24 protein-coding genes and 1 pseudogene are annotated in these 23,413 nt (G+C 66.0%); 6 read left to right on the forward strand and 19 right to left on the reverse strand.

Annotation, left to right across the window (positions count from 1 at the left end; all coding sequences use genetic code 11):
• Window positions 1–96: pseudogene (locus tag MA07_RS29180) on the reverse strand (glutathione synthase); the annotation flags it as partial.
• 162 nt (window positions 97–258) lie between these two features.
• Between MA07_RS29180 and MA07_RS21075 the strand changes: the two are divergent.
• Entirely contained in the window at window positions 259–1,140 is an 882-nt protein-coding gene (locus tag MA07_RS21075) for a lipid kinase (protein ID WP_036356412.1), read from the forward strand.
• Between the two features lie 74 nt (window positions 1,141–1,214).
• Here the strand turns inward: MA07_RS21075 and MA07_RS21080 are convergent, their stop codons facing one another.
• Window positions 1,215–1,592: a YraN family protein gene (locus tag MA07_RS21080; RefSeq protein ID WP_036356415.1), complete on the reverse strand. Its 378-nt coding sequence runs from the start codon at window positions 1,590–1,592 to the stop codon at window positions 1,215–1,217.
• Window positions 1,589–2,527, reverse strand: coding sequence for a 16S rRNA (cytidine(1402)-2'-O)-methyltransferase (gene rsmI, locus MA07_RS21085; protein WP_036356418.1), 939 nt, complete (start codon window positions 2,525–2,527; stop codon window positions 1,589–1,591). Before rsmI ends, MA07_RS21080 begins: the two co-directional genes overlap by 4 nt.
• 140 nt (window positions 2,528–2,667) lie before the next feature.
• On the opposite strand from rsmI, the gene MA07_RS21090 reads away from it, so the two are divergent.
• Together MA07_RS21090 and MA07_RS21095 are read left to right on the forward strand one after the other, a co-directional pair.
• Window positions 2,668–3,948: a penicillin-binding protein activator gene (locus tag MA07_RS21090; RefSeq protein WP_036356421.1), complete on the forward strand. Its 1,281-nt coding sequence runs from the start codon at window positions 2,668–2,670 to the stop codon at window positions 3,946–3,948.
• Between the two features lie 72 nt (window positions 3,949–4,020).
• Window positions 4,021–5,310, forward strand: a complete 1,290-nt coding sequence (locus MA07_RS21095; protein WP_081929101.1) for a DUF2254 domain-containing protein — start codon at window positions 4,021–4,023, stop codon at window positions 5,308–5,310.
• A 1-nt stretch (window position 5,311) separates the two neighbouring features.
• Here MA07_RS21095 and MA07_RS21100 read toward each other — a convergent pair whose 3' ends face one another.
• From MA07_RS21100 to MA07_RS21115, 4 genes are all read right to left on the reverse strand, one after another.
• Complete coding sequence (locus MA07_RS21100; protein ID WP_036356424.1) at window positions 5,312–5,821, reverse strand: OsmC family protein; 510 nt, start codon at window positions 5,819–5,821, stop codon at window positions 5,312–5,314.
• Window positions 5,822–5,840: 19 nt separating this feature from the next.
• The gene (locus MA07_RS21105; protein WP_036356427.1) at window positions 5,841–6,629 is read right to left on the reverse strand and encodes an ABC transporter ATP-binding protein; all 789 of its coding nucleotides are present in this window, start codon (window positions 6,627–6,629) and stop codon (window positions 5,841–5,843) included.
• 199 nt (window positions 6,630–6,828) lie between these two features.
• Window positions 6,829–7,581: an ABC transporter permease gene (locus tag MA07_RS21110; protein WP_244445329.1), complete on the reverse strand. Its 753-nt coding sequence runs from the start codon at window positions 7,579–7,581 to the stop codon at window positions 6,829–6,831.
• A gap of 125 nt (window positions 7,582–7,706) precedes the next feature.
• A complete protein-coding gene (locus MA07_RS21115) occupies window positions 7,707–8,675 on the reverse strand; it encodes an aliphatic sulfonate ABC transporter substrate-binding protein (protein WP_036356433.1) in 969 nt (322 codons plus the stop codon).
• A 254-nt stretch (window positions 8,676–8,929) separates the two neighbouring features.
• Here MA07_RS21115 and MA07_RS21120 point away from each other — a divergent pair, with 254 nt between their 5' ends.
• The 3 genes from MA07_RS21120 to MA07_RS21130 all read left to right on the forward strand — a co-directional run bounded on the left by MA07_RS21120 (window position 8,930) and on the right by MA07_RS21130 (window position 13,205).
• Window positions 8,930–11,677 (forward strand): [protein-PII] uridylyltransferase, encoded by a 2,748-nt coding sequence (locus tag MA07_RS21120; RefSeq protein WP_036356436.1) that lies wholly within the window; start codon window positions 8,930–8,932, stop codon window positions 11,675–11,677.
• 66 nt (window positions 11,678–11,743) lie between these two features.
• A complete protein-coding gene (grpE, locus tag MA07_RS21125) occupies window positions 11,744–12,364 on the forward strand; it encodes a nucleotide exchange factor GrpE (RefSeq protein ID WP_036356437.1) in 621 nt (206 codons plus the stop codon).
• A 205-nt stretch (window positions 12,365–12,569) separates the two neighbouring features.
• Window positions 12,570–13,205 (forward strand): trimeric intracellular cation channel family protein, encoded by a 636-nt coding sequence (locus MA07_RS21130; protein WP_244445325.1) that lies wholly within the window; start codon window positions 12,570–12,572, stop codon window positions 13,203–13,205.
• On the opposite strand, the gene MA07_RS21135 is transcribed toward MA07_RS21130, so the two are convergent.
• The 12 genes from MA07_RS21135 to MA07_RS21190 all read right to left on the reverse strand — a co-directional run bounded on the left by MA07_RS21135 (window position 13,202) and on the right by MA07_RS21190 (window position 23,324).
• Window positions 13,202–14,140 carry a hypothetical protein gene (locus MA07_RS21135; RefSeq protein ID WP_036356441.1) on the reverse strand — a complete coding sequence of 313 codons (939 nt, stop codon included), beginning with the start codon at window positions 14,138–14,140 and terminating at the stop codon, window positions 13,202–13,204. The genes MA07_RS21130 and MA07_RS21135 overlap by 4 nt on opposite strands.
• 43 nt (window positions 14,141–14,183) lie before the next feature.
• On the reverse strand, window positions 14,184–14,804 hold the full coding sequence (locus tag MA07_RS21140) for an alpha-ketoglutarate-dependent dioxygenase AlkB (protein WP_036356443.1): 621 nt from the start codon (window positions 14,802–14,804) through the stop codon (window positions 14,184–14,186).
• A 148-nt stretch (window positions 14,805–14,952) separates the two neighbouring features.
• A complete protein-coding gene (locus tag MA07_RS21145; RefSeq protein WP_036356445.1) occupies window positions 14,953–15,573 on the reverse strand; it encodes a 2,3-bisphosphoglycerate-dependent phosphoglycerate mutase in 621 nt (206 codons plus the stop codon).
• Window positions 15,574–15,612: 39 nt separating this feature from the next.
• Window positions 15,613–16,419, reverse strand: a complete 807-nt coding sequence (gene dapB / locus MA07_RS21150) for a 4-hydroxy-tetrahydrodipicolinate reductase (protein WP_036356966.1) — start codon at window positions 16,417–16,419, stop codon at window positions 15,613–15,615.
• A 209-nt stretch (window positions 16,420–16,628) separates the two neighbouring features.
• Window positions 16,629–16,931, reverse strand: a complete 303-nt coding sequence (locus MA07_RS21155) for a DUF1330 domain-containing protein (protein ID WP_036356446.1) — start codon at window positions 16,929–16,931, stop codon at window positions 16,629–16,631.
• Between the two features lie 2 nt (window positions 16,932–16,933).
• On the reverse strand, window positions 16,934–17,221 hold the full coding sequence (locus MA07_RS21160) for a DUF1330 domain-containing protein (protein ID WP_036356449.1): 288 nt from the start codon (window positions 17,219–17,221) through the stop codon (window positions 16,934–16,936).
• An 85-nt stretch (window positions 17,222–17,306) separates the two neighbouring features.
• A complete protein-coding gene (gene blaOXA, locus MA07_RS21165) occupies window positions 17,307–18,101 on the reverse strand; it encodes a class D beta-lactamase (protein ID WP_052003405.1) in 795 nt (264 codons plus the stop codon).
• A 10-nt stretch (window positions 18,102–18,111) separates the two neighbouring features.
• Window positions 18,112–18,834 carry an orotidine-5'-phosphate decarboxylase gene (pyrF, locus tag MA07_RS21170; RefSeq protein ID WP_036356451.1) on the reverse strand — a complete coding sequence of 241 codons (723 nt, stop codon included), beginning with the start codon at window positions 18,832–18,834 and terminating at the stop codon, window positions 18,112–18,114.
• A gap of 8 nt (window positions 18,835–18,842) precedes the next feature.
• Window positions 18,843–19,466 (reverse strand): rRNA adenine N-6-methyltransferase family protein, encoded by a 624-nt coding sequence (locus tag MA07_RS21175; RefSeq protein WP_036356453.1) that lies wholly within the window; start codon window positions 19,464–19,466, stop codon window positions 18,843–18,845.
• A 66-nt stretch (window positions 19,467–19,532) separates the two neighbouring features.
• On the reverse strand, window positions 19,533–20,681 hold the full coding sequence (dnaJ, locus tag MA07_RS21180) for a molecular chaperone DnaJ (protein ID WP_036356455.1): 1,149 nt from the start codon (window positions 20,679–20,681) through the stop codon (window positions 19,533–19,535).
• A gap of 205 nt (window positions 20,682–20,886) precedes the next feature.
• Window positions 20,887–22,806, reverse strand: a complete 1,920-nt coding sequence (dnaK, locus tag MA07_RS21185; protein ID WP_036356458.1) for a molecular chaperone DnaK — start codon at window positions 22,804–22,806, stop codon at window positions 20,887–20,889.
• A gap of 266 nt (window positions 22,807–23,072) precedes the next feature.
• Window positions 23,073–23,324, reverse strand: a complete 252-nt coding sequence (locus MA07_RS21190) for a hypothetical protein (protein ID WP_036356971.1) — start codon at window positions 23,322–23,324, stop codon at window positions 23,073–23,075.
• Window positions 23,325–23,413 lie beyond the last annotated feature (89 nt).

The following is a 23,413-nucleotide window of genomic DNA, read 5'->3' on the forward strand; positions in this document are numbered from 1 at the left end:
CCGTCGCTGGGCCTCGAGCAGCAGCGCGAAGCCGGTATCGCCCGCAATCTTGAGGCTGCGGATGTGATCCATCTGGAACGCGACGGTGAGGGTCATGAGTCGGGCCTCCTGGGAAGCAGGGTTATTGGCGCTAAAATGCGGGATGGCAACTCTTCATGGCGGCTATCGTGAACGAAAACAGGGAAGGCGGGTTATCCAACGGCCCCGCTTGACGAGTGCCCCTTGCAGATCTCCTCAAGCTTTTCCATGTGAGAGTCCATGCCCCGCCGTGCCCTTCTGATCGTCAATGCCAAGAGCCGCAGCGGTGCCGCCCAGCGTGACATGGCCGTCGAGCGCCTGAAGGACCATGGAATCGAGCCGGTTCACGTGGATTGCGGCCGCCGGGAGGACCTGTCGCCCCTCATCGTCAAGCATGCGAAAGATGTGGATTGCGCCGTGGTCGGCGGGGGAGACGGGACGCTGAATGCGGCAGCCTTCGGGGTGATCGAGGCCGGGCTGCCGCTCGGTATCCTGCCGCTCGGCACGGCCAACGACCTCGCGCGCACCCTTGAGGTTCCCTTCGACCTCGATGGCGCCGCCCGGGTCATCGCCGAAGGTCACACCCGCAGGATCGATCTCGGCATCGTCAACGGCGAGCCCTTTTTCAATGTGGCGAGCGTCGGGCTCTCGGCGGAACTGGCTCAGAAGCTGACGCGGGACATCAAGCGCCGCTGGGGACGTCTGGGTTACGCCATGGTGGCCCTGAACGTACTGATGCACGCGAAACCCTTCCGGGCGACCATCTACAGTGAGAACGAGGCGGCGCGCGTGCGCACGCTCCAGGTCGCAGTGGGCAACGGCCGCTTCTATGGCGGCGGCAACGCGGTCGAGCAGGATGCCGCCATCGACGACCATCACCTCGACCTCTACAGCCTGGAACTGAGGCAGGCCTGGAAGCTCGCCCTCATGGCCCGCTCGTTCCGGCACGGCCGGCAGGGCGCGTGGAACGAGGTGCGGGCGGTGCGCGCCAAGGAGTTCGATGTTCGAACCCGCAAGCCCAAGCCCGTCAATGCGGATGGCGAGATCGTCACCCACACGCCTGCGCATTTTTCGATCCGCCCCTCGGCCGTGACGGTGTTTGCACCGAAGAAGGCCAAGTAGGCTTTCACTTCGCCTCCGCTGTCATTTCGGGCTCTGCCGCGCAGCTCCGGAATGACAGCAGCAATGTTGCTGCTTCAGCCCATCTCCAACTCGAACGCGCTCACGATATGCTCCGGCCACTTTTTCGGAGCGATGAACACCGCATCCGCGCGCCATGCCTTATCCGCCGCCCAATCGTTCCGTGAAAGCCATGTCCGCACCGCGCGGGAGAAGCGCTGACGTTTACGCGCCGTGATGGCCGAGAGCGCGTCATCCATGAGCGCGCGCGCCTTCACCTCGACGAACGCGATGGTGTCGCCGCGCATTACGATCAGGTCGATCTCGCCGCCTGATGCGGCATAGCGGCGGGCGAGAGGGCGGTAGCCCTTTGAGATCAGGAACAGCAGCGCGATCCATTCCGCGCGGTGCCCGCGCAGAAAGGTCGCTTCGCGGCGGTCGAGGGCGCTCTTCATTCGCCCTTCTTGGCGAGCACCAGGGCGCGGGCATAGACCTCGCGCTTGGGCATATCGAGATCCGCCGCCACGATGGCTGCCGCGTCCTTGATCGAGTGGTTCTTCAGCGCCGCTTCGAGCTTGCCGTCGAGGGCTGCATCGGCTTCCGCCGCATGCATCTCCTTTGTCGCTTCGCCGATCAGCACCACGATCTCGCCCTTGGGCGGGCCTTCCTCGGCGAATTGCCGGGCAAGTTCGGGGAGCGTGCCGCGCCGGATCGTCTCGAACATTTTCGTCAGTTCGCGCGCCACGACAGCTTGCCGCTCGCCCAGCACATCGGCGGCGTCCGCCAGCATTTCGGGCAGGCGGTGCGGCCCCTCGAAGAGCATGAGCGTGCCGGGAATGGTGCCGATCTCGGCGAGCCTCGCACGCCGTGCGCCGCTTTTCGACGGCAGGAAGCCTTCGAAGAAGAACCGATCCGTCGGCAGGCCCGAAGCCACGAGCGCGGTGAGCACGGCGGAAGGGCCGGGAATCGGCGTGACCGGAAGCCCTTCCTCGATGGCCCCCTGGACGAGCTTGTAGCCGGGATCCGACACCAGCGGCGTGCCGGCATCGGAAACCAGCGCCAGGGCCTGTCCCTCGCGGATGCGGTGGACCATGCGCTCGCGCACGGCCTCGTTGGAATGCTCGTGATAGGCCACCAGCGGGGTGGTGATGCCGTAATGGGCCAGGAGCGTCTTCGTCACCCGGGTGTCCTCGGCCAGGACCGCATCCGCGGCCGCCAGCACGCTGAGCGCCCGGAAGGATACGTCCTGCAGGTTGCCGATGGGGGTCGCGACCACATAGAGGCCTGGCGAGAGGGGCTTGGCCTCGGCGGCAAGGCCGAAGGCGGTGAAGGTGGCGATCCGCTCGTTGGGCTCGCGCCGCCTTGTTCGATTATCGATTCTCTGAGTCATGAGGTCGGCACTCTTGCATGAAGCGGCGCCTTCGCGAAAGCAGGCGCGTAGGGCTTTCGAGCGTCCTGTGAGAAACAATGTTTACTTTTCTCTGCCACGCTTAACTTCAAGAACAGAAGCTGTTTCCAAAGGGGGTGGAGATGGCGCGTGTATCGCACGATTGGGCTCGAGGGTTTCCGGGCCATGCAGCCTGGGCTCTTGTCGTGGCCGGTTCGCTGGCTTTGTCCGGTTGCGTCGGATCGGAAACGCTTTTGCCGCCGCGTAAGGTAAGCCAGGCTCAGCCCGTTCCCGTCGAGCCGTCCTATGCGCCCGGGCGGACGCCGCCCGCGTTTCCCATGCAGGCGACTGGGCAGCCCGGCGGCTCCACCACCATCGGCACCGGTCCCGTCAAGGTTGCCGTGATCCTGCCCATGAGCGCTCCCGGCCAGGGAGGGAACGTGGCGCAGAGCATGCGCAACGCCGCCGAGATGGCGGTGAGCGAATTCCAGGGCCAGGACATCACGCTTCTCGTGAAGGACGATAACGGCACGCCCGAGGGCGCACGGGCCGTTGCCCAGCAGGCCCTCGCGGAAGGGGCCGAGCTCATCATCGGTCCGGTCTTTTCCGGCTCCGTCCAGGCCGCCGCCCAGGTAGCGCGCGAGCGGGGCAAACCCGTCATCGGCTTCTCGTCGGATGCGAGCGTCGCCACCCGCGGCGTCTATCTCCTGAGCTTCCTGGTGCAGGAGGAGGTCGACCGCATCGTTGCCTTCGCGGCCAGCCAGGGCCGCCGCTCGATTGCGGCCCTGATCCCGGAAACGCAATATGGCCGCGTGGCCGAGGCGCGGTTGCAGCAGGCGGCCGCCCGGCAGGGTCTTCGCATCGCCGCGCTCGAATACTACCCGCCAGGGCAGCCGCAGGTGGGCGTGCAGCGCCTGTCCCGCGTGATCGGCGGAGCCGCCCCGCAGGCCGATGCCCTGTTCATTCCCGACAACGGCGACGGCTTGCCGGCGGTCGCCCAGGCGCTGCAGATGGCAGGCTTCGATCCCACGCGGGTCAAGCCGCTCGGCACCGGCGTGTGGAACGAGCCGCGCCTCTTTGCACTGCCGGCCCTGCAGGGCGGCTGGTTCGCGGCGCCCGACAACCGCGGCTTCGAGGCCTTCGCCGAACGTTACCGCGCGCGCTTCAACGCTGACCCGATCCGGTTGGCGACGCTCTCCTACGACGCCGTGACCCTTGCGGCGGCTCTTGCGCGCATGCAGGGCGTGCAGGGTTTCAGCGACGCGATGCTGACCAATCCGGCGGGCTTTGCGGGCGCCGACGGTGTGTTCCGCTTCAATCCCGACGGCACCAACGCCCGTGCGCTCACCGTGCAGGAAATCCGCAATGGCGCTGCGGTTGCGATCAGCGGCGCACCCAGAACCCTGGTCGCTTCGGGAACCTAACGCTCCCTCGGGGTGTCATTCCGGTAGGAACTGGCCCGCTGCGTTGCTGGGCCAGGGAGGACCGCTCGCGAGATGGCCCATTGGAAGCTTCTCCTCAGGCGCTTGGTTCGCCAGATCTGGTTCAGGATCACGCTGTTCTGCCTGGGCGGCTTTGCGGCAGCCTTCGCGGCGCTGCTGCTGCAGCCCTATATCCCCGAGGATATCGCCCTCAGCGTCGGGGCCGATTCCGTCGGCAACATTCTCGGCATCCTGGCCGCCAGCATGCTGACGGTGACGACCTTTTCCCTGACCACGATGGTTTCCGCCTTCGCATCGGCCAGCTCAAACCTGACGCCGCGGGCTACGCAGCTCCTCATGGAGGACACGACGGCGCAGAATGCCCTCGCGACATTCCTGGGCGCCTTCCTCTACAGCATCGTCGGCATCGTCGCCCTCTCGACGGGAACCTATGGCTCCACCGGACGCCTGGTCCTGCTCGCCGTCACCATCCTGGTGATCGTCTTCATCGTGGTGACGCTGCTGCGCTGGATCAGCCGGCTGACCAAGCTCGGCACCGTGCGGGAGACCATCGAGCAGCTCGAAGAGGCTACGTCCTCGGCTCTCAGTCGATGGTGCAGGCATCCGCATCTTCGCGCCGCGCCGCGCCTGGACTGGATCCGCATGGCGCGGGCCGTCTATCCCGCCGAGATCGGCTACGTTCAGAACATCGACGTGGAGAAGCTGGCCTCCATCGTCGAGAGCAGGGACGTGCTGATCGACGTGGATGTTCTGCCCGGCGCCTTCGTCGAGCCGACGCGCCCTATCGCCTATGTGGACGAGGAGATGTCGGACGAGGACGTCGACAGGGTGCGCCGTGCCTTTCTCATCGGCGGACGGCGCACTTACGAGCAGGATCCCCGCTTTGGCCTCATCGCCCTCGGCGAGGTGGCCTCGCGAGCACTGTCGCCGGCCATCAACGATCCTGGGACCGCCATCGACGTGATCAATGCCGGCGTTCGCATCCTGGCCCTCTATGGCGGCAGGAACAGTGAGGAGGAGGATGTCGCCTTCCCCAAGGTGCGGATGCCGGCCCTGTCCACCGCGGACATGATGGAGGATTTCTTCGTGCCCATCGCGCGGGACGGCGCCGGTCTGGTCGAGGTGGGGATCAAGCTGCAGAAAGCGCTCCAGTCCCTGTCGAGACTGTCGCCTGAGGTGTTCGGCAGGCTAGCCGAAGAGTATTCCGAGGATGCCCTGAGGCGAGCCGCGAAAAGCCTCGACGAAGACCGTGATCTCGAACGTGTCCGCCGCCACGCTCTGACCCATCCGCCGGAGCAGGTCGTCCCGAAGAGCGTGGCGTATCCCGGCTCGCAGGCCCGATAGATCAGCGGCGCGTCAGCGTCGCGCTCAGCTCGGGCTTGTTGTTGAGGGTCTGGAAGACGACGCAGTAGCGCTCGGTGAGCTTGAGCAATTGGTCGATCTTTTCCTGCGGGGCATCCGTGTCGACCTCGAAGGAGAGGCGGATGTTCTTAAAGCCCACGGGCGCGCCCTTGTCGACGCCCAGCGTGCCGCGGAAATCCAGATCGCCTTCCGCCTTCACGGCGCCGTGGCGCAGGTCGATTTCGAGCGCGGTGGCGACTGCCTTCAGCGTCACGCCCGCGCAGGCCACGAGCGCCTCGAGCAGCATGTCGCCGGAGCACAGCTCCGCCCCGGAACCGCCGGTGGCCGGGTGCAGGCCTGCGACGGCCAGCGCGCGACCGGTCTCGACCTTGCAGGCGATGTGCTGGTCGTCCAGCGTGCCTTGCGCCTTCAGGGTGATGACGGCGGCGTTCGGATCGCTGCGGTACTGATCCTTCAGCGGCGCCTGGAGAGCGCGAAGGGCGGTGGCGTCCATGATGGTGTCCTTAGGTGTGTTACCACCACAGCGCGGCGGCCTGACGGTCGCGTTCGCGCTGGGGCTGCTGTTGCGGAGCTTTGAGGGAATGGTCGAGGGCCGTCAAGACGCGGCGCACGGAGGTCTCGAAGGGAAGGCCCGTCCTGTCGCGCGGACGCGCAAGCGTGAGCGGCAATTCGTCGAAGATGCGGCCGGGCTTGGGCTGCATGACCACGGCGCGGTCGGCAAGCGTCACCGCCTCCTGCACATCGTGCGTGACGAGCACCACGGTCGGGCGCGTCTCTTCCCACAATCCAAGAAGATGCTCGTGCAGGCTAGCCCGCGTGAAAGCATCGAGGGCCGAGAACGGCTCGTCGAGGAGCAGCACCTTCGGGTTTGTGACGAAGGCGCGTGCAATCGACACGCGCTGCTGCTGGCCGCCCGAAAGATCGCGCGGCCATCGCTTGGCGTGCTCGACGAGACCGATCTTTTCGAGCGCATGCATCACACGCGCCTGTCGTTCAGCGGCGCTTAACCCAGCGAGGCCGAAAGCGATGTTGTCGAAGACCGACAGCCACGGCAGCAGGCGCGGTTCCTGGAACACGATGCCCACCGCCGGATGCGGCCCGTGGAGCACTTCGCCATCGAGGCGGATCCGGCCTGCGCTTTCACGGTCTAGTCCGGCGATGAGGCGCAGCAACGTGGTCTTGCCGCAGCCCGAGCCGCCGATCAGCGCCACGATCTCGCCCTCGTGCACGGTGAGATTGATGTCGGAGAGCGCGCGGGTGCCGTCGGCGTAGGTCTTGGAAAGGTGTTCGAAGCTCAGCATGAAACGCTCCTCCCACCTTTATCGATACCCTCACTGTCATTCCGGGGCGGCCGTAGGCCGAGCCCGGAATCCATAACCGCTGACGGCGCAGGATAAGGAAGAGCGCGCGCCGCAATGCTTCTTCCAGAAGCGTCGTGTTTATGGATTCCGGGCTCCGCTGCGCGGCCCCGGAATGACAGTGGGGAGCAGGTGAGTATCATCACAACCTCTCCCGCACGGTGTCCTGCCAGCGCACGAGCGGCTTGGCGGCGGCGAGCAGCAGACTGTCGGCAAGCTTGCCGAGCAACGCGAAGGCAATGATGGCCGCAAGGATCTGGTCGGGCTTGCCCATCTGCTGTCCGTCGACGAGCAGATAGCCGAGGCCTTCCGATGCGCCCATGAATTCGGCCGCGACCACGAACATGAAGCCGAGTCCGAGGCCTGAGCGCAGCGCGATCACGGCTTCGGGCAGAACGGCCGGGAGCAGGATGCGACGGGCGAGCTGGACGCGCGAGAGGCGGAACACGTGGCCCACTTCCACGAGCTTGCGGTCGACTGAGAGGATCGCGCCGGCAATGCCGAGATACACGGGAAAGAACACGCCCACCGCGATGAGCGCCACTTTCGATGCTTCGAAGATGCCGAGCCACAGAATGAACAGCGGCACCCAGGCGATTGAGGGGATCGCGCGCAGGGCCTGCAGGGTCGGGTCGAGCAATTGCCGGAGGGTCTGGCTGGAGCCTGAGAGCGCACCGAGCACGATGCCGGACAACGCGCCGATGAGAAAGCCGACGAGAACGCGCCACAGCGTCATCCAGGCATGCGTCCACAACTCGCCGGTTTCGGCGAGAGCGGAAAGCGTCGCGACGATGCGGCTCGGCGGCGGCACGAGGCGGCCCTCGGCGAGGCCGAAGGTGACGGCCCCTTCCCAGAGAAGCGCGATGGCGACAGGCAGAAAAAAGCCGAGAAGGATGCGCCAGTCGAAGGCGCGTCGCTTCTCGGTGGAGGTTGGGGCCGCGAGAGCGGCGGCACCCTCATGGGAGGACCAGGCGTTGCTTGCAGCGTTGCCTGTCACGGCGCTCTCCCGTGATGAACTCATCAGCGCGACGCAGTGGCGAAGCGGCGGTCGATCAGCGAGTCGACGGCGGCGCGCACATTGGTCTCAGGGGTGATGACGCCGGCCTGCTGCAGAGCGAGACCTGCGGCCAGGATGGTGTCGACCTGAGGCTGACCGATGGAGGAGTGCGTAAGCTCCGTGCGCTCGAGCTGGCGCTCGATCACCGGCTCAGGAAGCTTCGTGTAGGCGATCAGGGACTTCTTCAGCTCGTCCTTGTTGGCGAGCGCATATTTGCGTGCCTCCTCATAGGCCTTGAGCACGCGCTCCACGAGGGCCGGGTTTTCCTTGGCAAAAGCTTCCGAGACGTTGAGCACGCCCCAGGTGTTGGCGCCGGCGTTGCGGTAGAACAGCTGTGCGCCGCTCTCCGCCTCGGCAGCCGCCATCAGCGGGTCGAGGCCGGCCCAGGCATCCACGTCGCCGCGCTCAAGCGCCGTGCGACCATCCGGATGCTGGAGCAGGACGAGCTTCACGTCCTTCTCGGTGAGCTTGGCCTCCTGCAGGGCGCGCACCAGGAAGATGTGCGGATCGGTGCCGCGGGTCACGGCCACGCGCTTGCCCTTCAGGTCCTCGACCTTGGTGATGCCGGTGTCCTTGCGGGTGACGAGCGCCGTCCATTCAGGGCGGGAATAGACATAGATCGACTTGATCGGGTTGCCGTTGATCTTGCCGATCAGGGCGGCGGCGCCGGCCGTGGAGCCGAAATCGATCGAGCCGGCATTGAGGAATTCGAGCGCCTTGTTGGAGCCGAGCGACTGCACCCAGCGCACCTTGATGCCGTCTTTCTCCAGCTCCTTCTCGAGGAAACCCTTGTCCTTGAGAACGAGGCTCACCGGGTTGTACGTGGCGAAATCGAGCCTGATCTCTTTCGGTTGCGCAATGGCACCGTTGGCGAGCAATGTCAGGGTCGTGGCGACAGAGGCGGCGAGGAGAAGGCGGCGGGTCAGGCTCATCGTGTTGGTCCCATGTTGGGCGCATGGGAGCTTCGTTCGAAGGCGCCCGGCGCTTTAGCTGCACTTGTTTCGCGCCCGCAAGCTGCATGCTTCAAATCGGCGCGTGTCCTTTATATAGGACTGGTCGTTTTTTATGTCAAACGTGATTTCTTATAAAGAACATCTTATCCGCTTTTCCGGATAAGGCGAGTCCACCCTTGGGCGGAGGTCTTTTCTGGTGGAAAGCCAACAGGCAGCTCGTATACGGTTGCTCCATGCCATCCCTGAAGCCCCAAACCATCCTGCAAAGCCTTGGCAGCCAGCCCATCCGGGATGCCGCAGGCTTACGCGCCGGGCTCGTTCCCCTGCTCAAGACCTTCCTCGATGAGGGGAGGGCTGAGGCCGAGGCAAAGCTCCTGGAGAGCCAGGACGGTCTGGCCTGCGCCCGCTATCTCTGCGAGCGGATGGACGAGCTGGTGCGCGTCGTGCACGACGCGGTCGTCCAGCATCTCTACCCCAGCGCCAATCCGTCTGCTGGAGAGCGCGTCGCCGTGGCGGCAACCGGCGGCTACGGGCGCGGCACCCTGGCGCCCGGCTCCGACGTCGATCTCCTGTTCCTGCTGCCCTACAAGCAGACCGCCTGGAGCGAGAGCGTGGTCGAGGCCATGCTCTATGTGCTGTGGGACCTGAAGCTGAAGGTGGGGCACGCGACCCGCTCGGTGGAGGAATGCCTGCGCGAAGCGGGCGCCGACATGACGATCCGCACGTCGCTTCTCGAAACACGCTTCCTGTTCGGCGACAGGGAGCTCTTCGACGATCTGACCAAACGCTTCGACAAGGAAATCATCGCCACGTCTGCTCCGGCTTTCGTGGATGCCAAGCTGAAGGAACGGGATGCCCGCGTGGCCAAGGCCGGCGCCTCCCGCTACCTCGTCGAGCCCAACGTGAAGGACGGCAAGGGCGGCTTGCGCGATCTCAACACGCTCTTCTGGATCGCCAAATACGTCTACCGGGTGAAGGAGCCCGAGGAGCTGGTCACGGCGGGCCTCTTCACGAGGGACGAGTTCAACCTGTTCGCGCGCTGCGAGGAGTTTCTCTGGCGCGTGCGCTGTCACATGCATTTCGCCACCGGCCGCGCCGAGGAGCGCCTGACCTTCGACCTGCAGCGCACCATCGCCGAGCGCATCGGCTATGCGCCCCGGGGCGGATTGTCGGCAGTCGAGCGGTTCATGAAGGCCTACTTCCTGATCGCCAAGGATGTGGGCGATCTGACGGCCATCGTCTGCGCCGAGCTTGAATCACGCCAGACCAAGCCGCGTCCCATGCTCGACCGTGTTCTCGGCCGCTTCCGCCGGCGGGGCGGTGCGCTCGTGGGGGACGATTTCACCATCGACAACAACCGTCTCAACGTCGCCTGCGAGGAGGCGTTCGAGCGCGATCCCGTCAACCTGATCCGCCTGTTCTGGCTCGCCGACCGGCACAACCTGGCGATTCATCCCGATGCCAAGCGTCTGGCGACACGCTCGCTCAAGCTCATCGGTCCGAGCCTGCGCAACGACCCGGAAGCCAACCGGCTGTTTCTCGAGATCATCACGTCCAAGAATGCCCCGGAGGTGGTGCTGCGTCAGATGAACGAGGCCGGTGTGCTCGGCCGCCTCGTTCCGGATTTCGGCCGCATCGTCGCGATGATGCAGTTCAACATGTATCATCACTATACGGTGGACGAGCACCTCGTGCGCGCGGTCGGCGTGCTCACCGAGATCGAGGCCGGTCACCTCGGCAGCGAGCATCCCCTCGCCAACCGGATCTTTTCCACCATCCGCAACCGCCGTGCGCTCTACGTGGCCGTGTTCCTGCACGACATCGCCAAGGGCCGGCCGGAGGATCACTCCACTGCCGGTGCCGCCATCGCCCGCAAGCTCGGGCCCCGCTTCGGCCTCACCGATGCCGAGACCGACACGGTCGCTTGGCTGATCGAGCATCACCTGCTCATGTCGAACACGGCGCAGAGCCGCGACCTCTCCGATCCCGCCACCATCAAGAGCTTCGCCGAGGTGGTGCAGACCATGGAACGCCTGAAGCTCCTGCTCGTGCTCACCATCGCGGACATCAAGGCCGTCGGGCCCGGCACCTGGACCGGATGGAAGGGCCAGCTCCTGCGCAACCTCTATCACGAGACGGAGGTGATCCTCGGCGGCGGGGCCACGGATCTCGCCCGCTCCGAGCGCGTGCGCCTTGCGCAGGAGCAGCTGCGCGCCGAGCTGCCCGATTGGTCGGACGAGGAGTTCGAGGCCTATGCCCCCCGGCATACGCCGGGCTATTGGATGAAGACCGACGAGACCCGGCGGGCGAAGCAGGCTCGTCTCCTGCGGGAGTCGGAGAAGGATGGCCGGACCGTCACCACGGCATACGAGACGGACCAGTTCCAGGGCGTGACCGAACTCACCATCCTGTCCCCGGACCATCCGCGCCTGCTCGCGATCATCACGGGAGCCTGCGCGGCGTCCGGCGGCAACATCGTCGATGCGCAGATCTTCACCACCACGGACGGCCTTGCGCTCGACACCATCGTGCTCTCCCGCGCCTTCGACCGGGACGAGGACGAGCTGCGCCGGGCCGAGCGGGTGGCCAAGGCCATCGAGCGGGCCCTGAAAGGCGAGGTCAGGATCGCCGATCTCGTGGACAACAAGCGTCCGACCAAACCTGCCTCGCGGGCCTTCCACGTGCCGCCCGAGGTGAGCATCGACAATTCCCTGTCGAACCGCCAGACGGTGATCGAGGTCTCCGGCCTCGACCGGCCGGGCCTGCTCTACGACCTCACCACCGCTTTGGGGAAACTCAACCTCAACATCGCCTCGGCCCATATCGTGACCTTCGGCGAGAAGGCCGTGGACGTGTTCTACGTGACGGACCTGACCGGCACGAAGATCACTCATGCGGGCCGCCAGGCCACCATCCGCCGGGCGCTTCTGGACGTGTTCAAGGCGGAGGAAACCGCCGCCCTCCAGCGGCGCAGCGCTTGATTTGTGGCATCAGGGACCTGATATGTGCCCCGAACCCATTCCTCTCCCACCTTCAGTTGATCGACCATGAATCCGAACGACACGGAAAACCAGAACGCGGCCCCGCAGGCCGAGCCCGCCAACGATGCTGCCCCCGAGGCCGCTTCCGCGCCCGAGGCCGACCCGATCGCCGTTCTCGAAGCCGAGAAGGCGGATCTCAAGGACAAGCTCCTGCGCCTGATGGCCGACATGGAGAACCTGCGCCGCCGCACCGAGCGCGAGATTGCGGACGCCCGCACCTATGCGGTGGCGAACTTCGCCCGCGACATGCTCAACGTGGCCGACAACATCCGCCGCGCCATCGAGAGCGTGCCCGAGGAGGCGAGCAGGACCGCCGAGGGCGCCTTCAAGGGCCTCATCGACGGCATCGACCTCACCGAGCGCGACCTGTTGAAGAACCTGGAGCGCCACGGGGTGAAGAGGCTCGACCCGCAGGGGCAGAAGTTCGACCCGAACCTGCACCAGGCCATGTTCGAGATCCCCAACGCGGAGGTGCCGAACGGCACGGTCCTGCAGGTGGTCCAGTCCGGCTATGTGATCGGCGAGCGCGTCCTGCGCCCGGCCCTCGTCGGTGTCTCCAAGGGCGGCCCGAAGCCCGCCGCCAACGGCGCCGGCGGCGAGACGGCGGACAATTCGTCGGCTTCGTAAGATCTGAGGCTCCACATTTTTCCCTCCCCCTTGTGGGGAGGGTCAGGGTGGGGGTGTGAGCGCCAAGAATTCAGAACGTGGCGCTCACACCCCCACCTCCAACTCCTCCCCACAAGGGGGAGGAGAGCCGGTTGCGTCTCGCGGATCTGCATGATCAATACGAAAAGAGCTCAATGATGGCTCTTGCGAACAGATCTGGCGTTCAGTGAACTTCCTCCAATCCATCCCCTTCGAGACCATCGGCGTCGCCGTCTTCGCCCTGTCGGGCGCGCTGATGGCGGCCCGCAAGGGCATGGACCCGTTCGGCTTTGCGCTTCTGGCGACCCTCACGGGCGTCGGCGGCGGCACCGTGCGGGACCTGCTCATCGGCATCCGGCCGGTCTTCTGGGTGGGTGACCCCGTCGATGTCCTCGTCTGCCTCATCGTGGCCGAGCTGGTCTTCGCCCTCGGCCCCAAGCGCGTGACATGGATCGAAGGCGGGCGGCAGGGGCGCCTGCTGCTCTGGGCGGACGCCCTGGGCTTGGCTCTCTTTGCCGTCTCGGGAACCGCAAAGGCGCTCGGCGCCGGCGTGCCGGCCCTATCGGCGGTGGCGCTCGGAACCGTCACGGCCACCTTCGGGGGGATCATCCGGGACATCTTCGCGGGAACGACGCCCCTGGTGCTGCGCAAGGAGATCTACGTCACGGCGGCGGCTTTGGGTGCCTCCGTCATGGTGGCCCTGCAGGCTCTCGGCCTCGATCCGTTCTTCAGCGCCGCGATAGGCTTTGCCGCGGCCTTCACCTTGAGGGCGCTCGCCCTCCTGCACGGCTGGTCCCTGCCGGCCTTTCCAAAGCGCGACTAGGGACTCATCTCCACGCCGTCGATCACTGCCCGGAAGCGCCGCAGGTTGTCGTCCCGCTGCTCCGCTCGGGTCAGGCCGACCATGCGCACGTAGCGGCCGGGCTCGAAGCGGATGGTCTGCATCACGACGATCGGCTGGCCCGATTCCGCCTCCACGGCTCTTGCGACGATCTCGTGCCAGTCCTGGCCCTTGAAGCGGAAGGATTCCGAGCGCTCGATCCTGACATCCTTGAGGATCTGGTTGGAATGGAGCGCCGCGCGGGCGAACTGGTTGCGCTGATCGCCGGCGGGCGGCGCGGCGCCCAGGGACGAGGCCATGATCAGGAGCGGCTGCTCCACCGCCTTGATCGTGTCCTTGGGCCCATCCGTGAACAGGACCGAGTTGCCGGAGATCGCCCGCACGGGACGGAAGCCTGCCAGGTCGCCGAGCCGGAAGGGCAGGGCTGAGACCTGCTCCTCGATGGCAATCGGCCCGCGCAGGGCAACGCTCTTCAAGGCATCACGGATCTGAGCCTCGCTGTAGCCGTCCGCGCCGCCGCGCACCTGCGCGATGATGAGGCCGGTCACGTCCTGGCCCTTGACGGCCATGACCCATTTGCGTCCCTCCACGGGGCCCTCCATGGTGCCGCCGATCAGCACCCCGGCCTTGTCGCCGAGCTTCAGGGTCTCCCGGGAGGTCTCGTTCAATCCCTGGCGCTTCAGGGCATCCTTGGTGAAGCCCTTGACCAGCTGCTCATAGGCCTGCGCCGGCATCTCCACGAGGTTGATGGCGGCGGCCTTCTCCTCGTTCTCGAAGCCGCTGAAGCGCCGCGACACGGTCATGTCCTGCGGCGGCACGATGCCGATCCGTGAGGCGGGCGGGAACACGGGCTCGGCCGCCAAGGCGGCCTGAAGCGACAGGGCGAAGCCCAGAATGGCGGCTGCAAAAGCTTTCATGGATGCCCCTCCAGGATCGTTGCAGGTTGATGTCTCGGCAAAGCTAGAGCGCCTTTTCCACCTTGCGCAAGGTGAGATTGAGCCGTCCGCCCTGCGGCAGCAGGTCCGAGCTGCCGGGCGTCAGCCGGTCGACGCCATGATAGATCAGCCGCGCCGGCCCGCCGAACACGATCGCGTCACCGGAGCGGAGCTTGATCGATTTCGTCGGATCCTTCCGCTCCAGCCCTCCATAGCGGAACAGCGCCGTGTCGCCCAGGGACAGGGAGACGACTGGCGCGTCGAACTCCTCCTCGTCCTTGTCCTGGTGCATCCCCATGCGGGCGCTCTGTTCGTAGAAGTTGATCAGGCAGGCATCGGGCGGATGCGGATAGCCGCTCAATTCCTGCCAAGCCCGTAGCACCTGTTCCGGCATCGCCGGCCACGCCTCGCCTGTCTCGGGGTGCGTGGGCTGATAGCGATAGCCCTGCACGTCCGACACCCAGCCCAGCCGCCCGCAATTGGTCATGCGCACGGAGAACGGTTTTCCCGTGCGCGGCATGCGCGGCGTGAAGAGTGGCGCGGCCTTCGTGATCCCGCGCAGGGACTGGAGCAGCTGCTCCTGCGCCGAGCGGTCGAGATAGTCGGGGTAGTAGGTGAGGCCGGGGCTAAGGGTGATGGCGGACATTGCTAGTATCTTGGCACGCTCCTCTCTCAGCCGTCATCCCCGGACTTGTTCCGGGGATCCACGTCTTCGGAGCCGCACCGGTGCAAAGACATGGATGGCCGGGACAAGCCCGGCCATGACGTGAGAGGGTGCGATAACCGTGCGGACCTTACCCCTCCAGCACTTTCTTGCTGGCGACGGTCGTGTCCTCGTTGAGCTTGTAGACCAGCGGAATGCCCGTTGCGAGCTCGAGGCCCGGGATGGTCTCCGAGGTGAGGCCGTCGAGCACCATCACGAGGGCGCGCAGGGAGTTGCCGTGAGCGGCCACGAGCACGCGCTCGCCGCGCATGACGCGGGGCAGGATCTCGCGGATGTAGTAGGGCAGCACGCGGGCCACCGTGTCCTTCAGGCTCTCGCCGCCGGGGGGCGGCACGTCGTAGGAGCGGCGCCAGAGATGGACCTGCTCCTCGCCCCAGCGGGCGCGGGCGTCGTCCTTGTTGAGGCCGGCGAGATCGCCGTAATCGCGCTCGTTCAGGGCCTGGTCGGCGATGGTCCTGAGATCGGGCTGGCCGATCTCTTCCAGGATGAGCTTGCAGGTGCGCTGCGCGCGGGAAAGATCGGACGTGAAGGCCACGTCGAACTGGACGCCCATCTCCTTGAGCCGCTGACCGGCGGTGCGGGCTTCCTGGACCCCGAGATCGGTCAGGCCCGGATCCTTCCAGCCGGTGAACAGGTTCTTGAGGTTCCATTCGCTCTGGCCGTGGCGGGCCAGCACAAGAAGGCGATCCATATCGTCGTGTCTCCGATGTCGATGAGATGTAAGAGAGTTTTAGAGCCGATCGAGGCCAAGAACATGGTCCATGGTGTAATAGCCCGGCTTCTTGTCGAAGCCCCACAGGGCGGCCCTCACGGCGCCGCGGGCGAAGAGGCCCCGGTCCTCGGCCCGGTGCGACAACTCCAGGCGCTCGCCACTGCCTGCAAAGATCACCGAATGCTCGCCGACCACAGTGCCGCCGCGAAGCGTCGCAAAGCCGATATCGCCGGGATTGCGCGCGCCGGTATGCCCGTCGCGGCTGCGCACGGAGCGATCCTTCAGCGAGATCTTGCGGCCTTCCGCGGCAGCTTCGCCGAGAAGGAGCGCGGTGCCCGAGGGCGCGTCGACCTTCATGCGGTGGTGCATTTCCAGCACCTCGATGTCGAAATCCTCGCCAAGCGTCGCGGCGACCTTGCGCACGAGGCCCGCGAGCAGGTTGACGCCGAGCGACATGTTGCCGGACTGGACGATGCGCGCATGGCGCGCGGCTGCCTCAAGCTTGGTGAAATCGGCTTCTGCCAAGCCGGTTGTGCCGATCACATGCACGATGCGCGCCTGGGCCGCGAGTGCTGCGAAGGCCACCGTTCCGGCGGGCGCCGTGAAGTCGAGCACGCCGTCGGCCTGGGCAAAGACCGGCAGGGGATCGTCGGTCACGGTAACGCCGAGTTGCCCGACGCCGGCGAGAAGCCCTGCATCCTGCCCGAGAGCGGGCGAGCCCTCCCGCTCGATGGCACCGACGAGCGCGCAGCCTTCCGCCTCAGCCACGGCCTTGATGAGCATGCGCCCCATGCGTCCTGCGGCACCCACCACGACAAGTCGCATCTCGCTCATGGCCGTTCTCCTGTTAGGTCGGGCTCGGATATAGCGGCTCAGGGGACGGCTGAGAAGCGCGTCCTTCCCCTCCCCCCTTTGCGGGGGAGGGTGCCCTGCGAAGCAGGGTGGGAGAGGGGCTGTGCTCGACCGGACTTCCCCTCTCCCGGCTCACTCCGTTCGCCACCCTCTCCCACAGAGGGGAGAGGGCAGGGAATTCCTCACCCCGGCTGCGGACCCTCGTAGCCTTCGATGATGATGATGTCGGCGACCGCGTGGCCGTCGCGCTCGGCCTTGGCGGCTTGGTACTCGGGCGAGTCCCAGCACTCCAGGGCCGCCTCGTAGGTCGGGAACTCGATCACCACGTTGCGGGCGCGGGCTTCGCCTTCGCCGATCCGGTACGCGCCGCCGCGCACCAGGAAGCGGGCGCCGTATTTGGCGAACGGCACCGCATTGGCCTTCACGTAGTTCTGGTAGGCGTCGGGGTTCGTGACGTCGACGCGGCCGATCCAATAGCCCTTCATTTTCAAGCTCCTTCCACGAGCACGAATTCGGCCACGCAGGCGCCGTCGCGCTTGGCCTTCGCAGCCTGGTATTCGGGAGAGTTGTAATAGGTTCTGGCCTGCTCGACCGAGTCGAACTCGATCACCACATTGCGGGGGCGCGCCTCGCCCTCGAGCGCCTCATAGGCGCCGCCGCGCACCAGGGGACGGCCGCCATACTGACGGATCGCTTCCGTGGCGCCCTTGGCATATTCCGCATAGGCCTCGGGGTTGGTGACGGTCACGCGGGCAATGACATAGCCTTTGGGCATCGGGCGCTCCTTTTGATTTGAGGTGACGCAGCGAACGCCAGGGCGGCCGCAGCGTCAAGCCGCCGTCGCGGGTTTTCCGAGCGCATCAATCGGCGATCAGAGCGGGCAGGTCCGCCAGTAGGCTGTCGCGGGCGCGGAAGCTCGCCACGGATGTTTCCTTGCGCTCGTCGCGGATCAGGCGCGCGAACAGGATCCTGCGCTCGCCCTTCTGCGCCCATCCAACGAACCAGCCGAACTGACGCTCGCGGTTGGGGCTGCCGTCTCGCGACGGCTGAAAGCCCGAGCCCGTCTTGGCGTGGGCCGTCCATCCGTCGGGCAGCGGGAACGTCGGCATGACCGCAAGCGTCATGTCATGGGCCTTGGCGGAGACCGGCAGTTCGCCCTTGAGGAGCCTGCGGAGAAAACCGATCTGCTCGACGGGCGAGATCTGCAGCGATGAGCTGAGCCAGGCGTGGGTGAGCCCATTGGCCTTGCCCTTGTCGCCGCCGATGTCGCGATTGCCGTATTGAAACGCATCGACATAACGCCGGAAGCGCTCCATGCCCATCTCGCGGGTCAGAACATGCGAATACCAGACGACGGAGTCGCGCAGCCACGGACGCGGCGTGATGGTCTTCCGCCACGCCTCGTTCCAGGCCTTGTATTCGGGCTTATAGGGCCAGGCGGGCTCGTCCTCGTCCTTGAGGATGCCGGCATCGTAGCCCATCACGCTCAATGGGACCTTGAAGGTGGAGGCCGGGCTGTTGCGGCGCTCGCAATCACCCTCGCGCTTCAGCACGCGGCCGGTGTCGAGTTCGGTGACGAGGGTGCAGGTATCGGCCCGGGCTGCCCCGGCGAGCGCGAGCAGGCAGGAGCACGCAAGAAGCAGGCGAGTAAGCATCGTGTGTGTCTCAGGCGCCGGCGATGTCGCGCACGATGGCTTGTGCTGCCGCGCGCGGATCGGCGGCCTTTACGATGGGACGGGCGACCACGAGGTGGTTGGCCCCGAGCCTGATGCCCTCCGCTGGCGTGACGATGCGCTTCTGGTCGCCCGCGTCCGCGCCGGCCGGGCGGATGCCGGGGGTGACGATGAGACGGTTGCGGCCGACGATGGCGCGCACGCGCTGCGCTTCCGTGGCGGCGCAGACGATGCCGTCGATGCCGGCATCGCGGGCCTGCTCCGCGCGACGCGCCACGAGGTCCGCCGCCGGGACGGGCGCATAGCCCGCCTCCACGAGGTCGTCGTCGTCGTACGAGGTGAGCACGGTGACCGCGAGGATCTTCAGGTCCGTGCCGGCTTTGCCAGCCACGGCCGCGCGCACGGTCTGCGGATAGGCGTGGACGGTCAGGAACGTGGCGCCGAGGCGCGCTACCGAGCGCACGCCTTCCTCCACCGTGTTGCCGATGTCGTGGAGCTTGAGGTCGAGGAAGACCTTCTTGCCCTGGCCGATCAGATCGCGGGCGAACTCGAACCCGCCCGCATAGGCGAGCTGGTAGCCGATCTTGTAGAAGGTGCCGGCATCGCCGATGCGCTCCACGAGCGCGCGCGCCTCCTCGACGGACGGAACGTCGAGACCGATGATGAGCCTGTCGCGGATGTCGCCTTCGGAAACGGGATTGGTCGGAAGGGACATCGCGGCGCTCATGGGTTCATGACCTTGTTGTAGACCCAGACGCGGGCCGGGGGCAGGTTGCGCCAGATCCGGTTGGAGGCGCGGGCGCTGTAGCTGTCCGAGCGCGCCGGGATCGGCGGCACCACCGCGTAGGTGAACTGGATGAAGGGCGCGCCCGGATGCATCATCTCCTGGGCGGTCTCCAGAAGCTCCAGGCGCTGATCCATGGGCTTGGTGAAGAGCGGCAGGCTCGACACGGTGGCGGCCCCGGGCTCTGCCAGGATGCCCGAGAGCGTCTCCTTCAGGTCGTAGGCATCGCCCTGGATGATCGTCGCCTTGGGAAAGCGGCGCTTCAGCAGCTGGCAGAATTCGGGGTTGTACTCGATGAGGACCAGCCGGTCCTGGGCCACGCCGCGGCGGATCAGGGCATCGGTCACCGGGCCGGTGCCGGGGCCGAGCTCGATCACCGGGCCGGGAATGCGCGGGTCCACGTAGGACGCCATGGTCCTGGCCAGGACCTTGCCGGACGGGGTGACCGCGCCGACGGTGAGCGGTCGTTCGAGCCAGGAACGCAGGAAGCGCGCCTCATCCTGGAAGCGATCTTTCTTGAGAGGGATTTTCCGGGCCGTTGGCCGTTGGAACGACTGAACCACTAAGCTGACCCCTCGATCTTGCAGATCACGTTCGCTCTTTAGAATCCAAAGAAAACGACCGTCAAGTTAAGTTGATCCGCCCAGGCCGTCGAGAAACTCGCGGAAACGCGAGAAAAATCCCGAGCTCTCCGGGTGATTTTCCTTGGAGCACTCCTGGTCGAACTCCATCAGGAGCTCGCGCTGGCGCTTGGTGAGCTTCTGCGGGGTTTCCACAACAACCTGAATGTAGAGGTCGCCCACGTCGCGCGAGCGCAGCACCGGCATGCCCTTGCCGCGCAGGCGGAACTGCTTGCCGGTCTGGGTGCCCTCGGGCACCTTCACGAGGGCCTCGGAGCCGCCGAGCGTCGGCACATTGAACTCGCCGCCGATCGCCGCCGTCACCATGGAGATGGGGACGCGGCAGAACAGGTCCGCGCCGTCCCTCTGGAAGAACGGATGCGGCTTGATCGACAGGAAGATGTAGAGGTCGCCCGCAGGCCCGCCGCGCAGGCCGGCCTCGCCTTCGCCCGCAAGGCGGATGCGCGTGCCGTCCTCGACGCCCGCCGGGATGTTGACCGAGAGCGTGCGCTCGCGGGTGACGCGTCCGGCGCCGCCGCAGGAGGTGCAGGGGTCGTCGATGACCTCGCCGCGCCCATGGCAGTTGGGGCAGGTGCGCTCGATGGAGAAGAAACCTTGCGTGGCCCGCACGCGACCGGCGCCGCCGCAGGTGGGGCAGGCCTTGGGCTTCGAGCCCGGCTTCGCCCCGGAGCCTGTGCAGGCCTCGCAGGTGACGGAGGTCGGGATCCTGAGTTCGGCGTTCTTGCCGTGGAAGGCCTCGTCGAGGCTGATCTCGAGGTTGTAGCGCATGTCGGCGCCGCGCTCGCGCCCGCCTGCGCTACGGCCGCCGCGGCCCCGCGCGCCGCCGGCATCGCCGAAGAAGTTCTCGAAGATGTCCGACATGAAGTCGGAGAAATCGCCGTTGAAGCCCGGACCGCCGGCTCCGCCGCCATTGGCGAAGGCCGCATGGCCGTAGCGGTCGTAGGCGGCGCGCTTCTGGCCGTCCGAGAGGGTCTGGTAGGCCTCGTTGATTTCCTTGAACTTGACCTCGGCCTCGTGGTCGCCCGGGTTGCGGTCCGGGTGATACTGCATCGCGAGTTTCCGGAAGGCGGATTTCATCTCCGCCTCGGTCGCAGTCTTCGCAACGCCGAGAACCTCGTAGTAATCGCGCTTGGACATGTCAGGCGCCCCTCGGAGCGGCCGGCCGCTCCGTCTTGTTCATCGTCCGCATTGCATGCGCTGCACAGGGAAGGACTCCTAAAGTCCTTGCCGGAGCATCGCGAAAAGCGGTCGGTTGATCGGTCATGGGTGTTTCAAGCTTGTTTCACGAAAACGGCACCCGGTCATGAAACCGGGTGCCGAATTCTCTAAAGAGCGCTCATCTTCAGGCGCGCTTTTTCTTGTCGCCTTCGTCGACTTCCTGGAAGTCGGCGTCGATGACGTCGTCCTTCTGGGCCGTCTCGCCTTCCGGCTGCTCGCCGCCCTCGCCGGGCGCGCCTTGAGCCGCCGCGTACATGGCTTCGCCGAGCTTCATGGAGGCCTGCATCAGGTCCGTGGTGCGGGCCTTGATGACCTCGGAATCCTCACCGGCCAGCGCCTGACGCAGCGCGTCGATGGCGGTGGTGATGCCCTGCTTGTCGGCTTCGGACACCTTGTCGCCGTACTCGGTGAGCGACTTCTCGGTGGCGTGGATCAGGCTCTCGCCCTGGTTCTTGGCCTCGACGAGCTCGCGACGCTTCTTGTCTTCCTCGGCGTGAGCCTCGGCGTCCTTCACCATCTTCTCGATGTCGGCGTCGGACAGACCACCCGATGCCTGGATGCGGATCTGGTGCTCCTTGCCGGTCGCCTTGTCCTTCGCCGTGACGTTCACGATGCCGTTCGCGTCGATGTCGAAGGTCACCTCGATCTGCGGCACGCCGCGCGGTGCGGGGGGAATGCCCACGAGGTCGAACTGGCCGAGCAGCTTGTTGTCCGCCGCCATCTCGCGCTCGCCCTGGAAGACCCGGATCGTCACCGCGTTCTGGTTGTCTTCCGCGGTGGAGAACACCTGGCTCTTCTTCGTCGGGATCGTCGTGTTGCGGTCGATCAGGCGGGTGAACACGCCGCCGAGCGTCTCGATGCCCAGCGACAGCGGGGTCACGTCGAGAAGCAGAACGTCCTTCACGTCGCCCTGGAGCACGCCGGCCTGGATCGCAGCGCCGATGGCCACGACCTCATCCGGGTTGACGCCCTTGTGGGGCTCCTTGCCGAAGAACTGCTTCACCACTTCCTGGATCTTGGGCATGCGGGTCATGCCGCCGACCAGAACCACCTCGTCGATGTCGCCCGGCGAGATGCCGGCATCCTTGAGGGCCTTGCGGCAGGGCTCGATGGTCTTCTGCACGAGGTCGTCCACGAGCTGCTCGAACTTGGCGCGCGAGAGCTTGAGGGCCAGGTGCTTCGGACCGGAGGCATCCGCCGTGATGTAGGGCAGGTTGATCTCGGTCTGGGAGGCCGAGGACAGCTCGATCTTGGCCTTCTCGGCCGCTTCCTTCAGGCGCTGAAGGGCGAGCTTGTCCTTGGTCAGGTCGATGCCCTGTTCCTTCTTGAACTCCGCCGCCAGGTACTCGACGAGGCGCATGTCGAAGTCCTCGCCGCCGAGGAAGGTGTCGCCGTTTGTGGACTTCACCTCGAACACGCCGTCGCCGATCTCGAGCACGGACACGTCGAAGGTGCCGCCGCCGAGGTCATAGACCGCGATCATGCCGGACTGCTTCTTGTCCAGGCCATAGGCCAGGGCAGCCGCCGTCGGCTCGTTGATGATGCGCAGGACTTCCAAACCGGCGATCTTGCCGGCGTCCTTGGTGGCCTGACGCTGGGCGTCGTTGAAATAGGCCGGAACCGTGATGACCGCCTGCGTCACCGGCTGCCCGAGATAGGACTCGGCCGTCTCCTTCATCTTCTGAAGGGTGAAGGCGGAAATCTGCGAGGGCGACATCTGCTTGCCGTCGGCCTCGACCCAGGCGTCGTTGTTGCCGCCCTTCACGATGGGATAGGGGACGAGGCCCATGTCCTTCTTGGTCATGGGGTCGTCGAAGGTGCGGCCGATCAGGCGCTTGATGGCGAAGAACGTGCGCGACGGGTTCGTGACCCCCTGGCGCTTGGCCGGCTGGCCGACGAGGCGCTCGCCTTCGTCCGTGAACGCCACGATGGACGGCGTCGTCCGGGCGCCTTCCGCGTTTTCGATGACTTTGGGCGTCGAGCCTTCCATGACTGCGACGCAGGAATTGGTGGTGCCGAGGTCGATACCAATGACCTTACCCATGGCGGGATCCCTCACTTTCAAGCAGACCGCCGAGCCCTCAAAGCAGCTCGGCCCATGGCTTACATGTTGCTGACAAATCGCCGGGGCCGCCTCAAACCGAGCCGTGCCCCGTGCTGGCCACGATATAAGAAGGGGTTTTCAGGGCTGCAAGACGATCATGGGCGCTAGTTTGCGCCAATTCGTCGGAGCCGGACGCTGTTGCATTCCTGCAATACGGGGCGGGGCGCCGGGGTTGCCGGACCTGGGGCAGGTTCTTGGAAGCGGGTTCAGGCGGGGCGGTTTTCGGGAGCCATTTCGACGATCAGGGTGAGCGCTGCCCTCAGGACCACCTGCCCGCCCTCATCCCGGACGCTGACGATGAAGGTCTTCTGGTCCCCGTCAGGGAGGGCATCGCGCGCCAGGTCGGGCAGGGCCTTCTGGGCCTCGATCCTGGCCATTCCGACGTTCTGCAGCTCGATTCCTTCGGTATCGGAGATGAGACGGCTGCCATCGTATGTATCGAAAAAGTAGCGCGCCAACGGCATTCCCTCACGGCCTGGTGTCTGACAACTCAAGGAACCGGTGGTTTGTTCGGAATTCCATCGCGGGGCGTAAAAAGCCTGGAATT

Origin of the sequence: Microvirga sp. BSC39, from assembly GCF_000739015.1 — a bacterium.
Taxonomy (GTDB): Bacteria; Pseudomonadota; Alphaproteobacteria; order Rhizobiales; family Beijerinckiaceae; genus Microvirga.